This is a genomic window from Streptomyces solincola, from assembly GCF_002982015.1.
GTDB classification, from domain to species: domain Bacteria; phylum Actinomycetota; class Actinomycetes; order Streptomycetales; family Streptomycetaceae; genus Streptomyces; species Streptomyces solincola.
This window is the reverse complement of sequence record NZ_PVLV01000065.1, coordinates 1-13,039: the sequence shown is the minus strand read 5'-3', so window position 1 is coordinate 13,039 and position 13,039 is coordinate 1. Positions and strand designations below refer to the sequence as shown.

Genomic DNA, 13,039 nt, shown 5'->3' with positions numbered 1-13,039 from the left:
GTCCGCAGGGGGCGGCGGCCACCGGGGGCCTTCGGTCGTCGGGGGACTGCGGCCGTCGTCGGGGGACTGCGCCGTCGTCGGGGGACTGCGGCCGTCGGGGGACTGCGGCCGTCGTCCGGGAGCGGCGGACATTCCGGGGGCGGCGGCCACCGGGGCCTTCAGTCGTCCGGAGGCGTCGGCCCTAAGGGGCCTCCGGTCGTCCAGGGGCGGCGGCCATCGGGGGCCTTCGGTCGTCCGGAGGCGTCGGCCCTAAGGGGCCTTCGATCGTCCGGGACCGCGCACCGTCAGGCCGCGCGCCGTCAGGCCGGGGCGTCGCAGGCGCCGTCCGGGCCGCAGGCGGCCGCGTCGGCGCCGGTCGGGGCGGTGTCGGTCGTGTCGGCGGCGGCCGCGGGGGTAGGGGTGCGGCCCTGCCACGCCTGCTCCAGCGCCTGGGTGAAGACCTCGGCGGGCTGGCCGCCGGAGACGCCGTACCGCCGGTCGAGCACGAAGAACGGCACGCCGGTCGCGCCCAGCGACGCCGCCTCGGCCTCGTCGGCGCGCACGTCGTCGGCGTAGGCATCCGGATCCGCCAGCACGGCGCGGACCTCGGACTCCGCCAGGCCCGCCCGCACCCCCAGCTCGACCAGCACCCGCTCGTCGAAGACCGAGCGCTCCTCGGCGAAGTTGGTCCGGTAGACGAGGTCCAGCAGGGCGGACTGCCGGCCGCGCGCCTTGGCCAGGTGCAGCAGCCGGTGGACGTCGAAGGTGCTGCCGTGCAGGCGGCCCTCGGTGCGGTAGCCCAGCCCCTCGGCGCGGGCGTTGGCGGCGACGTGCTCCTCCATGCCCTGGGCCTCCTCCCGGGTGCGCCCGTACCGCTGCGCCAGCAGGTCCAGTACGGGGATCACATCACCGGGCCGCCGGTCCGGGTCCAGTTCGAAGGAGCGGTGGACCACCTCGACCTCGTCGCGGTGCGCGAAGGCGGCCAGCCCCTGCTCGAAGCGGGCCTTGCCGATGTAGCACCAGGGACAGGCCACATCGCTCCAGATCTCGACGCGCACGTTGATCATCACTCCAGGTCGGTACGGGAAGGTCGCGGAGGCCGCGGGCAGGCGGCCGCCGCCCGTGCGGGGCCGGGCACGGCCCCGTACGAGGCGGGTGCGGTCGCCGCTGCGCCTCCGGAGACCGGCAACGCCGGGCCGCCGCCGCGCATTCCGGCCTCGGCCGCGGGGTGTCCTCGGTTACCACCCCCCGCACACAGGTTGAGGGCGGTCCTCGGCGCCCCCTATCCTGAGTTTGTGCCGCACTTGAACAAAACAGCGTCGGCCGCACGGGGGGACTCCGCCGGCGGTGACCCCGCCGCGCTCCCCCTGTCCCGCCTCCGCACCGCGCTCACCGTCTTCTTCGCCCTCGACGGCTTCCTCTTCGCCGGCTGGGTCGTCCGTATCCCGGCCATCAAGGCGCAGACCGGCGCCTCGGCCGGTGACCTGGGGCTCGCGCTGCTCGGGGTGTCCGCCGGGGCGGTCGTGACCATGACCCTGACCGGCAGGCTGTGCCGACGCCACGGCAGCCACCGGATCACGGTCGCCGCGGCAGTGCTGCTCAGCCTGAGCATCGCGCTGCCGCCGCTGACCCGCTCCGCGGTGGCGCTGGGCCTGGTCCTGCTGGTCTTCGGCGCGGGCTACGGCGGGATCAACGTGGCGATGAACAGCGCAGCTGTCGACCTGGTGGCGGCACTTCGCCGCCCGGTGATGCCCGGTTTCCACGCCGCGTTCAGCCTCGGCGGCATGCTCGGGGCGGGACTCGGCGGCCTGGTCGCGGGCGGGCTGTCGCCCACCGCCCACCTCGTCGCCCTGACCGGGGTGGGCCTGCTGCTGACCGCGGTGGCCGCACCCACCCTGCTGCGCCACCCGTCGCCGAGGCCCCCGGGGCAGCCGTCCGAGGCGCAGTCGCCGCCGTCCGGCCGGATGGAGCCGCGCGCCCGTCGACTGGTCACCGTCTTCGGCCTGATCGCACTGTGCACCGCGTACGGGGAGGGGGCGATGGCGGACTGGGGCGCGCTCCACCTGGAAGAGGACCTGCACGCCCACCCCGGTCTCGCGGCCGCCGGGTACTCGGCGTTCGCCCTGGCGATGACGGTGGGCCGGCTGTCCGGCACGACCATGCTGGAGCGACTCGGCCAGACCAGGACGCTGGTGGCCGGCGGGGCCACCGCCGCGGCGGGCATGCTGCTGGGGGCACTGGCCCCGTCGGCGGGGGCGGCGCTGCTGGGATTCGCCGTGACCGGCCTCGGGCTGGCCAACCTCTTCCCGGTCGCCATCGCGCGCGCCGGGGCGGTGGCCGGGCCGAGCGGGGTGGCCGCGGCGTCGACCCTGGGCTACGGCGGGATGCTGCTGGGGCCGCCCGCGATCGGCTTCCTGGCCGAGTGGTCCTCGCTGCCGCTGGCGCTGACGACGGTGGCCGTGCTCGCGGCCGCCGCGGCCCTCACCGGGTTCGCGGTACGCCGCATCTGACGAGCACCCGCGCTCCGACGGGGACTTCGGTCCCGCCGGGCACTGCGCCCCTGACGGGCGCTCGGGCCGTCGGGCGCCGCGCCGCGCCGGGCACCGGGACCCGGCGGGGAGTCGGGCGCGGCGGGCGTCGGCCGCGACGGCTCTTGAGGGGGACTCAGCGCGCGGGGTCCGGCCCTGTGCAGGCGCCCTGCGCCGCCTCGCCGCGGAGCATGCGGTCCAGGACGGCACGCTGGACCGGTTGCGCCTCGGCGTGCCGGGAGCGGCCCTCCTCGGTGAGCTCGACCCGCACGCCGCGCCGGTCCTCGCTGCACATGCCGCGGGCCACCAGACCGTCCTTCTCCAGCCGGGCGATCAGCCGGGACAGCGCACTCTGACTGAGGTGCACCCGGGAGGACAGCTCCTGGACCCGGTAGGCCGGCCCGGCGCCGTGCGCGGCGGCTTCGGCCAGGACGTCCAGCACCTCGAAGTCGCTCGCGCCGATGCCGAACCGGTCGAGGGCGCGGTCGAGCTCACAGGTGGTGCGGGCGTGCAGCGCCAGGACGTCGCGCCACTGCTCCACGAGCGCACGTTCGAGCTTCGTCACTGCCATGCAGCCACAATACCAGCAGCGGAGCACTTTGTTGCATCGGAATTAAATGCATTTGCATTCGATGCACGCGCATGTACCGTGCTGCTCATGACCTCTGCGCTCAACGTCCCCCGCCCCGCACCGACAGCGGCCGAGGACCGGTGGAGTCCCCGGCTGTGGGGCACGCTGCTGGTGCTCTGCGCCGCGATGTTCCTCGACGCGCTCGACGTGTCGATGGTCGGCGTCGCACTCCCCTCCATCGCCGGCGACCTCAGCCTGTCCACCGCCACGCTCCAGTGGATCGTGAGCGGCTACATCCTCGGCTACGGCGGACTGTTGCTGCTCGGCGGCCGCGCGGCCGACCTGCTGGGCCGCCGCCGGGTGTTCCTGGTGGCGCTCGCCGTCTTCGCCCTCGCCTCCCTGCTCGGCGGCCTGGTGGACTCCGGTCCACTGCTGATCGCCAGCCGCTTCATCAAGGGACTGAGCGCCGCGTTCACCGCCCCGGCCGGTCTTTCGATCATCACGACCACGTTCAAGGAGGGTCCGCAGCGCAACCGCGCCCTGTCGATCTACACCACCTGCGCGGCCACCGGCTTCTCGATGGGCCTGGTGCTGTCCGGCCTGCTGACCGAGGTGAGCTGGCGGCTGACCATGCTGCTGCCCGCGCCGATCGCGCTGGTCGCCCTGGTGATCGGCGCCCGGCTGATCCCGCACAGCGCCCGCGAGAACACCCGCGGCGGATACGACGTGCCCGGGGCCGTCACCGGCACCGCCGCCATGCTGCTGCTGGTCTTCACGGTGGTGCAGGCCCCCGAGGCCGGCTGGGCCTCCGCCCGCACCCTGCTGTCCTTCGCCGCCGCGGCCGCGCTGCTCGCCCTGTTCGTGGCGATCGAGCGCCGCAGCGCGAGCCCGCTGCTGCGGCTGGGGGTGCTCCGCTCCGGCTCCCAGGTGCGGGCCCAGCTCGGCGCGGCCGCGTTCTTCGGCTCGTACGTCGCCTTCCAGTTCATCGCCACCCAGTACATGCAGTCCCTGCTCGGCTGGTCCGCCCTCCAGACCGCGCTCGCCTTCCTGCCGGCCGGCGCGCTGGTGGCGGTCTCCTCCACCAAGATCGGTGACGTGGTGGACCGCTTCGGCACCCCCAGGGTGATCGCCCTGGGCTTCGCCCTGCTCGTCGCCGCGTACGCGGTCTTCCTCCAGGTCGACCTCACCCCCCGGTACGCGGCCGTCATCCTGCCGGCCATGCTGCTGCTGGGCGCGGCCTGCGCGCTGACCTTCCCCTCGCTCAACATCCAGGCCACCAACGGCGTGCACGACGACGAGCAGGGCATGGTCTCCGGGCTGCTGAACACCTCGGTGCAGGTGGGCGGCGCGATCTTCCTCGCCGTGGTGACGGCGGTCATCACGGCCGGCGGCGGCGAGGGCGACTCCCCGCAGGCGGTGCTGGCCAGCTTCCGGCCGGGACTCGCGGTGGTCACCGTGATAGCCGTGGCGGGCCTGCTGGTCACCCTCACCGGCCTGCGTTCCCGCCGCGAGCCCGCCGCCACCCTCGTGGTGGCCTCCTCGCCGGCGGCCCCGGCCGCCGACCCGCTCCCGCTGAAGACCGCTGAGCCGGTCGCCACCACCCCGCCGCGCGCCGGGGTCTGAGCGGCCGTCACCCGGGGCGCGGCCGGAGGAGGACGACCTTGTCCTGCGACCGCGCCCCGGGGGAGACTGCCCGCCATGGGGAGCAGAAGCCAGGCGCAGCGGGACGCGGTCACCGTCGAGATCGGGTATGCCCTGGTGACCGCGGCCTTCGTCGCCGGGGTGCTGTTCTGCCTGGCCGCAGCTCCGGTGCTGCTGTTCGACCTGCACGGCCCGGCGGCCCGCGGGACGCTCATCACCGCGGCGGCCGTTGCGGGCTTCGGCTTCCTCTACCGGGTCGCCCGGGTGCTGTGGCGGTTCGACACCGCGGCCTCCGGCCCCTCCTCCCCCGCCGAGCGGGCGGAGTCCGCCGCCCCGGGGCGGTCGCGGCGCCGCTGACGGGCGCGGCCGCCGCACCCGGCGCCCCCGGCTCCCGGCCGAGCCGGCCGCCGGCATCGGCGCAGAGGGCCGCGCGGTCCTGGAAGGCCGAGGCCGGCGGCTTCTCCGACGGGACCAGTCAGGACTGCTTCGACGCCGAGCTGCCGGCCATCGCCCCCGCCGCCCGCCTTCCGCATCACCACCGCTGAGCCCGCCCCACCCGGGCGACCCGCCGAGCCGCGCTCGCGCTCCCGCCGGGTGCCCGGGAAGCGGGCCGCCCGGCCGGAGCCCGCGGCCCGTGGGACCCGGCCCGGGGCGCCTGCGACGTATGCGCTAGGCCCGGCGGTCCAGGGCGTTCAGGGCGCGGCGGGCGACGGCGGAGCCGCGGACGAGGCCGCCGAGCGTGGTGGCCCCGCGGGTGATGTCCACGAACGCCTGCCAGGCCGGGCGGAAGCCGGTGAGCGTGGCGTGCAGCAGCCCGGGGCGCTTGGCGAACAGCGCCAGCATCCGCCGGCCGACCGCCATCTCCACCCCGAGGCCCGCCTTGATGGCGTACGCGTAGTTGAGCGCCTGGCGGCGGGCGTCGACCGCGTCGGCCGACTCGGCGATGCGCACCGCCCACTCCCCCGCCAACCGGCCGGAGCGCAGGGCGAAGGAGATGCCCTCGCGGGTCCACGGCTCCAGCAGCCCGGCGGCGTCGCCGCAGACCAGCACCCGGCCGCGGGAGAGCGGGGAGTCGTCGGCGCGGCAGCGGGTGAGGTGGCCGGAGGAGATGGCCGGCTCGAACCCGGCCAGGCCCAGCCGGGCGATGAAGTCCTCCAGGTACCGCTTGGTGGCGGCGCCCTCGCCGCGGGCCGAGATCACGCCGACGGTGAGGGTGTCGCCCTTGGGGAAGACCCAGCCGTAGCTGCCGGGCATCGGGCCCCAGTCGATGAGCACCCGGCCCGCCCAGTCCTCGGCGACCGTCGCCGGCACCGGGATCTCCGCCTCCAGGCCCAGGTCGACCTGGTCGAGCTTGACGCCGACGTGCGCCCCTATCCGCCCGGCGCTGCCGTCGGCGCCGACCACCGCGCGGGCCAGCACGACCTCGCCGTCGGCCAGCACCACCGCGGCGGTGCGCCGGTCGGGCACGGTGGTGCCGTGCTGCTCCACCCGGGAGACGGTGGCCCCGGTGCGCAGCTCGGCGCCCGCCTTCTGCGCCTGCTCGACCAGTCCGGCGTCGAACTCGGGCCGGTTGACCAGGCCGAACATCATGCGCTTGGTGCGGCGGGTGCGGGCGAAGCGGCCGTTGAGGGAGAAGGTGACGGCGTGCACCCGGTCCTGGAGCGGCAGTTCGAAGCCGGGCGGCAGGGCGTCCCGGGAGGGGCCGATGATGCCGCCGCCGCACGTCTTGTACCGGGGCAGCTCCGCCTTCTCCAGCAGCAGCACCCGGCGGCCGGCGACGGCCGCGGCGTACGCCGCGGAGGCTCCGGCGGGACCGGCTCCGACCACGACCACGTCCCATACCGGGCCGCAGGGGCCGTCACCGGAGGGGGCGTCATCCGGGCGTGCGTTGACGGCGTCTGCGTTCTCGCTGCTCACGATCTGATTCCGCTCCTGATCCCGACCTTTGGCCCTTGCTCTGGTCCGCATCCTACGGCGCGGGCGGTGTCCGCCCCCTGTGGGAGGATCGGACCCGTGTTCGCCGTAGGACCACGGTGACACCCGTTGCAACGTCGCACCCACCAGGAGCGTGCCCATGACCGCCCGTGCCACCCGGCCGATCGCCGAGACCGTCGCCGCCCTGATGCCCCGTGCGAAGACGGAGCTGGCGGAGCTGGTGGCGTTCCCCTCGGTGGCCGATCCGGCGCAGTACCCGCCCAGTGCCTGCCAGGCGGCGGCGGGCTGGGTGGCGGACGCGCTGCGGGCGGAGGACTTCCACGACGTCTCGGTGTTCGACACCCCCGACGGCAGCCAGTCGGTGTACGGGTACCTGCCCGGCCCGGCGGGGGCGCCGACGGTGCTGCTGTACGCGCACTACGACGTGCAGCCGCCGCTGGACCCGGCCGGGTGGCGCACTTCGCCGTTCGAGCTGACCGAGCGGGACGGCCGCTGGTACGGGCGGGGCGCGGCCGACTGCAAGGGCGGCTTCATCATGCACCTGCTGGCGCTGCGGGCCCTCAAGGCGAACGGCGGGGTGCCGGTCGGCGTGAAGGTCATCGTGGAGGGGTCCGAGGAGCAGGGCACCGGCGGCCTGGAGCGGTACGCGGAGGCGCACCCCGAGCTGCTGGCCGCCGACGCGATCGTCATCGGCGACACCGGCAACTTCCGGGCGGGCCTGCCCACCGTCACCTCCTGCCTGCGCGGCATGACCCTGGTGCGGGTGCAGGTCGACACCCTGGAGGGCAACCTGCACTCCGGGCTGTTCGGCGGCGCCGCCCCGGACGCGCTCGCGGCCCTCATCCGCGTACTGGACTCGCTGCGCGCCGAGGACGGCTCCACCCGGGTGGACGGTCTGGCCTCGGACGGCGAGTGGAGCGGGCTGAACTACCCGGAGGCCGACTTCCGCGGTGACGCCAAGGTGCTGGACGGGGTGTCCCTGATCGGCGGCGGCACGGTCGGCGACCGGCTGTGGGCGCGACCCGCGGTCACCGTCGTCGGCATCGACTGCCCGCCGGTGGTCGGCGCGACGCCCTCGGTGCAGTCCACCGCCCGCGCCCAGGTCAGCCTGCGGGTGCCGCCCGGCCAGGACGCCGCCGAGGCCACGAAGCTGCTGACCGCCCACCTGGAGGCGCACACCCCGTGGGGGGCCAGGGTGTCGGTGGAGCAGGTCGGGCAGGGCCAGCCCTTCCAGGCGGACGTGACCAGCCCGGCGTACACCTCGATGGCCACGGCCCTGGCGGCGGCCTACCCGGGGCAGGAGATGCAGGTGGCCGGCATGGGCGGCTCCATCCCGCTGTGCAACACGCTGGCCGCGCTGTACCCGCGGGCGGAGATCCTGCTCATCGGGCTGAGCGAGCCGGAGGCGCAGATCCACGCGGTCAACGAGAGCGTGTCCCCCGAGGAGCTGGAGCGGCTCTCGGTCGCCGAGGCGCTGTTCCTGGCCGAGTACGCGCAGGCCGCGGGGGCCTGACGCCCCCTCGGGGGCCCGAGCCGGCTCACGGAACGCCGCTCAGCCGTCAGCGGATCCGCTGACGGCTGAGCGGCGTTCCGTGAGCGGGTCGCGCCGCCTACCGTCGGCGGCATGAGCGCACCCACCCCCTCGCAGCCGCCGGAGACCGTCCAGGTGCTGCCCCGCCTGCTGATGCTCCGCTTCCCGATCGGCCAGGCCTACCTCTGGCGCGACTCCGACGACGATCTGACCCTGATCGACGCCGGCTGGGCCGGCGCGGGCGCCGGCATCGAGGCGGCGGTACGGGAGCGGGGCCTGCGTCCGGAAGCCCTGCGCCGGATCGTGCTGACCCACTGCCACCGCGACCACGTGGGCGCCGCGGAGGAGCTGGCCGGCCGGTACGGAGCGGAGGTGCTGGCGCACCCGGCCGACGCGCCGGTGGTACGCGGCCGGGCACCGGTGCCCGAACCGGTGCTGCTGGACTGGGAGCTGCCGTTGTACGCGCACGGGCTGACCGTGCCGGAGGCGCCGCCCACCCGGGTGGACCGGGAGGTGGCCGACGGGGCGGAGCTGGGCTTCGGCGACGGGGCGCGGGTGGTGCACGGGCCCGGGCACACCGACGGCTCGATCGGGGTGCATCTGCCGCGCCACGGCGTGCTGTTCACCGGGGACACGGTGGCCTCGGTCGGCCGGGTGGGGCTCGGCGTCTTCCATGTGGACCGGGAAGGGGCCAAGGCCGCGATGCGGCGCTTCGCCGCGCTGGCGCCCACCACGGTGTGCTTCGGCCACGGCGACCCGCCGACCGACGACGCCGCGGCGGTGCTCCGCGCGGCCGCCGAGCGGGACGCCGCCCCTGACGCGTGAACCGACGGGCTGAGGCGGGAGCCCGCGCCGCCGCCCAGCGGGACGCCGCCCTGACGCGTGCGCCGGCGGCCCCGGGGCAGGAGCCGGCGGCCCTGGGGCGGGGAGAAGAGCGCCGGCGGTCAGGCCGGGGCGGGCACGGCGTACGGGCGCAGGACCATCAGTCCGTCCTCCGGGCCCGCCACCATGGCGAAGGGGAAGCGGTCCAGCTCCAGGCAGAGCGCCACGTCGTCGGGGTGCGCCCCGTCCCGTATGCCCTGCGCCAACTCGGCGGCGGCGCGCGAGTGTGCGGCGCGGCGGAGGTGTCCGGCCGGGTCCGGCGCCGTCCCCGCCGCCCGGCCGGCGATGTACTGGGCGCAGGCCAGGTCCTCCTCGGCGCGGCCGTCCTCGCCGGTGACCACATAGGTGACGCTGTCGCAGCCGCGATGGCGCAGCAGCCCGGCCGTCGCCTCCGCGACCACGAAGCCCGCGCACAGCACCAGCGGCGCGTCCCGGACCGCGAGGGCGCCGACCGTGCCGGCCGTGGTCTTCTGCACCACGGTCCGCCCGCCGAGCTCGGCCGACCGCAGCAGCGCCGGTGAGTTGACGGCGTCGAAGCCGGGCGCCGGGGCACCGTCCTTGAGCGCCGCCCAGCCGGGGTGGCGGGCCTTGAGCGCGAGGGCCTCGTCCAGCGACCCGGCGAGCACGATCCTCTCCGCGCCCCGGGCGAAGGCCCAGGCGGCCACCGTGAAGGCGCGCATGACGTCGACGACGACCGCCGCGGGCGGGGTGCCGTCCAGCTCGGCGATGCCGAGGAAACGAACGTCCATCCGGTCATGGTCGCGCAAGCCCGATCCGGGGCGCCCGGACCGGGGCAGGCGTCACATCCGCGGCCGGCGGGGCGCGTCAGCCGGTGCCGACCGGGACGCCGGCCTCCAGGTTGAGGACGGTGCCGCTCTCGCGGGCGCGCAGGGCCCAGCGCAGGCGGGTGAAGCGGACCGGGGGCAGCATCCCGGCCGCCTCGTCCTCGGTGGCGAAGCGCCAGCCCCGCAGTTCGGCGCCGGGCAGCAGGAGTCGCCCGGCCCGGTCGGCGGCGATCCGACCGCCGTCGAAGAGCAGCCGCAGACCGCCGTAGCCCGGCGGGCGGGGCGGCTCCCAGTCGACGACCAGCAGCCGGGGCACCGCGTCGAGGCGCAGGCCGATCTCCTCGGCGACCTCCCGCATCCCGGCCCGGGCGGGCGGTTCGCCGGGCTCGACCACTCCGCCGGGGAACTCCCAGCCCGGCTTGTACGTCGGGTCCACCAGCAGCACCCGGTCCCGCTCGTCGAAGAGCAGCACCCCGGCGGCCAGCGTCTCGCCGGTCGGCTCGGGCGTCTGCACGATGCGGCACGCGCCCGCCTGGCCCCCGCGCACCGCGTCGGCGATGGCGCGCGCGGTCTCGGCGGGGGTGAGGGCGCCGTTGTCCAGCGGGTAGGCGTCCGTCGCCAACCAGCCCGCCCGGGCCGTGAGATAGGGCTCGATGTGATCGTACGACCACTGTCGCACCCGCTGTTCGCCCGCCGGCCCCGGGGGCGTCTCCCGCTCGGCGATCCGTCTGCGGAGGATCGTTTCGTCGGGGGTGAGCAGCACATGGTGGACGGCGATCCGGCGGGACGCCAGCCCGCCGAAGACCTCGTCGCGGTACTCCTGGCGCAGCAGGGTCATCGGGACCACGAGGACGCCGCCGACCTCGGCGAGCATGGCCGCCGCGGCGTCCACCACCATCCGCCGCCAGACCGGCAGGTCCTGGTAGTCCGTCACCTCGGCGAGCCGCTTGGGCGGCAGCAGCCTGCGCACCGCGTCGCCGACGACCTCGGGGTCGTACAGGGTGCTGTTCGGGATCAGCTCGATCAGTTCACGGGCGGCACTAGTCTTGCCCGCGCCGAACGCACCGTTGATCCAGACGATCACGGTTCCCCCTCTTCGGTAGCCCCTGGAGGCTTGCCCGCAACACCCTGCCACGGAAACCCGCGCCGTCGTGCTCCGGTGGTGCGCGGAAAAGCCGCGCCAGTATGACGAGATGCCGGCGTGAGCCGTAACGCCGGGGGAACAAGCGTCGTTAGCACGACCAGAAGTGAGGGATCGAGCGCCGCAGGGGGTGCGGGATGTCGCGGAAGGTGATGGAGAGGTTCCCGGCCGGAGGACCGCGAGGAAGCTGGCCGGCCGAGGAGATGGCACGGGCCTGCCGGGACGAGGGCATGGCCGCCCGGGTCGTGATGGACCTGGAGACCGACGCCTTCCTGGTGGTCGTGGAGCGTGAGCGCGAAGCGGTGGCGGCCGCGGCCGTCGGCTGAGGCGTCGCCCAGCGGCCTCCGCGGGCGGCCACGGCGGACCGGATGTCAGCCGCCGTGGCCGCCCACGGAGGCCGGCGTGTGGGTGCGGGCCCAGCGGTCGGGGACGGCGGCGGCCGCAGCGCCCAGCAGGCCCGCGTCGGCGCCGGTGAGGGCAGGCGCGACGGTGAGGTCGCGGACGAAGGAGAGAGTGGCGTAGTCGCGCAGGGAGCGGCGCAAGGGGCCGAACAGCACCTCGCCCGCGCCGGCCACTCCCCCGCCGACGACCGCGATGTCGATCTCGACCAGCGTGGCGGTCGCCGCGATGCCGGCCGCGAGGGCGCGCGCCGCCCGCTCGAAGGACGCCACCGCCACCGGGTCGCCCGCCCGGGCCGCGGCCGCCACCCCGGCCGCGGTCGTGTCGCCGTCCGGGCCGGGCCGCCAGCCGTCGTCCAGCGCCCGGCGGGCGATGTGCGGGCCGCTGGCGATCCGCTCCACGCAGCCGCGCCCGCCGCAGGGGCAGAGGTCTCCGTCCAGGTCGACGCTGATGTGGCCGATGTGGCCCGCGTTGCCGGTGGGACCAGGGTGCAGGCGGCCGTCCAGCACCAGCCCGCCACCCACACCGGTGGACACCACCATGCAGAGCGCGTTGTCATGGCCGCGGGCCGCGCCCAGCCAGTGCTCGGCCGCCGCGATGGCCACCCCGTCGCCCACCAGCCGCACCGGCAGCGTGCCGCCGGCCGCCCGGGCGACCCGGTCCACCAGGGGGAAGTCCCTCCAGGCGGGCACGTTGACCGGGCTGACCGTCCCCGCCGCCGCGTCCACCGGGCCGGCGCTACCGATGCCGATCGCCCGCACGCCCGGCCACAGCGGGGACGCGGTCAGCTCGGCGAGCACCGCCTCGACCGCGCGGGCCACGGTCTCGCCGCCCTCCCGGGCCGGCGTGGGCCGCTGCGCCCGCACGAGGACCGCGCCGCCGCCGTCCACCAGCGCGCCGGCGATCTTGGTGCCGCCGATGTCCAGCGCGGCGACGAGCTCGGAATGCATAGGTGCGGTCCCCCGATGGGTGATGACGGTGCCGGGTGGTGTCGGTGACGCCGGAGGGCGGCGGTCGGTCCGCCCCGAGGCACGCCGCGGTGATCCATAGAGACGGTACCGCCAGTCTCGCGCCTCCTGACAACGTTGTCCAGGGCCTATGCTTCGAGCCACACACCGACGACACGACAGGACAGCGCACCGTGGCCGAGACCGCCCGCCGCTCCACCCCCCGCTACGGCAGCCGCCCCACCATGAAGGACGTGGCCGCGCGCGCGGGCGTCAGGCTCAAGACCGTGTCCCGGGTGGTCAACGGCGAGACGGGGGTCACCCCGGACACCGAGCGGCGGGTGCAGGAGGCCATCGAGGCGCTCGGCTTCCGCCGCAACGACAGCGCCCGGGTGCTGCGCAAGGGCCGCACCGCCACCGTGGGGCTGGTGCTGGAGGACCTGGCCGACCCGTTCTACGGGCCGCTCAGCCGGGCCGTGGAGGAGGTCGCCCGGGCGCACGGCGCGCTGCTGATCAACGGCTCCAGCGCGGAGGACCCGGAGCGGGAGCGGGAGCTGGCGCTGGCGCTGTGCGCGCGACGGGTGGACGGGCTGATCGTGATCCCGGCCGGCGGCGACCACCGCTATCTGGAGCCGGAGATACGGGCCGGCATCGCCACCGTCTTCGTGGACCGGCCGGCCGGCCGGTCCACGAAGACGGT

General features: G+C 75.8%; 13 protein-coding genes. 7 read left to right on the top strand and 6 right to left on the bottom strand.

The window, feature by feature from the left end; translation table 11 throughout:
* Positions 1–299: 299 nt before the first annotated feature.
* Positions 300–1,037 (bottom strand): DsbA family oxidoreductase, encoded by a 738-nt coding sequence (locus tag C6N75_RS04790; protein ID WP_105867580.1) that lies wholly within the window; start codon positions 1,035–1,037, stop codon positions 300–302.
* Positions 1,038–1,274: 237 nt separating this feature from the next.
* Between C6N75_RS04790 and C6N75_RS04785 the strand changes: the two genes are divergently transcribed.
* Positions 1,275–2,489, top strand: a complete 1,215-nt coding sequence (locus C6N75_RS04785) for an MFS transporter (RefSeq protein WP_105867578.1) — start codon at positions 1,275–1,277, stop codon at positions 2,487–2,489.
* Positions 2,490–2,643: 154 nt separating this feature from the next.
* Here the strand turns inward: C6N75_RS04785 and C6N75_RS04780 are convergent, their stop codons facing one another.
* Positions 2,644–3,078, bottom strand: coding sequence for a MarR family transcriptional regulator (locus C6N75_RS04780; RefSeq protein ID WP_105867577.1), 435 nt, complete (start codon positions 3,076–3,078; stop codon positions 2,644–2,646).
* Between the two features lie 87 nt (positions 3,079–3,165).
* Between C6N75_RS04780 and C6N75_RS04775 the strand changes: the two genes are divergently transcribed.
* Together C6N75_RS04775 and C6N75_RS04770 are read left to right on the top strand one after the other, a co-directional pair.
* Positions 3,166–4,701 carry an MFS transporter gene (locus C6N75_RS04775; RefSeq protein ID WP_105867579.1) on the top strand — a complete coding sequence of 512 codons (1,536 nt, stop codon included), beginning with the start codon at positions 3,166–3,168 and terminating at the stop codon, positions 4,699–4,701.
* Between the two features lie 75 nt (positions 4,702–4,776).
* Complete coding sequence (locus C6N75_RS04770) at positions 4,777–5,076, top strand: DUF6332 family protein (protein ID WP_105867576.1); 300 nt, start codon at positions 4,777–4,779, stop codon at positions 5,074–5,076.
* A gap of 312 nt (positions 5,077–5,388) precedes the next feature.
* Here the strand turns inward: C6N75_RS04770 and C6N75_RS04765 are convergent, their stop codons facing one another.
* Complete coding sequence (locus C6N75_RS04765; RefSeq protein ID WP_105867575.1) at positions 5,389–6,687, bottom strand: geranylgeranyl reductase family protein; 1,299 nt, start codon at positions 6,685–6,687, stop codon at positions 5,389–5,391.
* A gap of 106 nt (positions 6,688–6,793) precedes the next feature.
* Here C6N75_RS04765 and C6N75_RS04760 point away from each other — a divergent pair, with 106 nt between their 5' ends.
* Both C6N75_RS04760 and C6N75_RS04755 read left to right on the top strand, forming a co-directional pair.
* Positions 6,794–8,167 carry a dipeptidase gene (locus C6N75_RS04760; protein ID WP_105867574.1) on the top strand — a complete coding sequence of 458 codons (1,374 nt, stop codon included), beginning with the start codon at positions 6,794–6,796 and terminating at the stop codon, positions 8,165–8,167.
* 111 nt (positions 8,168–8,278) lie between these two features.
* A complete protein-coding gene (locus C6N75_RS04755; protein ID WP_105867573.1) occupies positions 8,279–9,010 on the top strand; it encodes an MBL fold metallo-hydrolase in 732 nt (243 codons plus the stop codon).
* 119 nt (positions 9,011–9,129) lie between these two features.
* On the opposite strand, the gene C6N75_RS04750 is transcribed toward C6N75_RS04755, so the two are convergent.
* Positions 9,130–9,816, bottom strand: a complete 687-nt coding sequence (locus C6N75_RS04750) for a 2-phosphosulfolactate phosphatase (protein ID WP_105867572.1) — start codon at positions 9,814–9,816, stop codon at positions 9,130–9,132.
* 76 nt (positions 9,817–9,892) lie between these two features.
* Positions 9,893–10,936: an NUDIX hydrolase gene (locus C6N75_RS04745; protein WP_105867571.1), complete on the bottom strand. Its 1,044-nt coding sequence runs from the start codon at positions 10,934–10,936 to the stop codon at positions 9,893–9,895.
* Between the two features lie 194 nt (positions 10,937–11,130).
* Between C6N75_RS04745 and C6N75_RS04740 the strand changes: the two genes are divergently transcribed.
* On the top strand, positions 11,131–11,319 hold the full coding sequence (locus C6N75_RS04740) for a hypothetical protein (RefSeq protein ID WP_105867570.1): 189 nt from the start codon (positions 11,131–11,133) through the stop codon (positions 11,317–11,319).
* Positions 11,320–11,364: 45 nt separating this feature from the next.
* Here the strand turns inward: C6N75_RS04740 and C6N75_RS04735 are convergent, their stop codons facing one another.
* A complete protein-coding gene (locus tag C6N75_RS04735) occupies positions 11,365–12,342 on the bottom strand; it encodes an ROK family protein (protein ID WP_105867569.1) in 978 nt (325 codons plus the stop codon).
* A 191-nt stretch (positions 12,343–12,533) separates the two neighbouring features.
* Here C6N75_RS04735 and C6N75_RS04730 point away from each other — a divergent pair.
* Positions 12,534–13,039: LacI family DNA-binding transcriptional regulator (locus tag C6N75_RS04730; RefSeq protein ID WP_146132484.1), on the top strand; the 506-nt coding region annotated here is incomplete at its 3' end.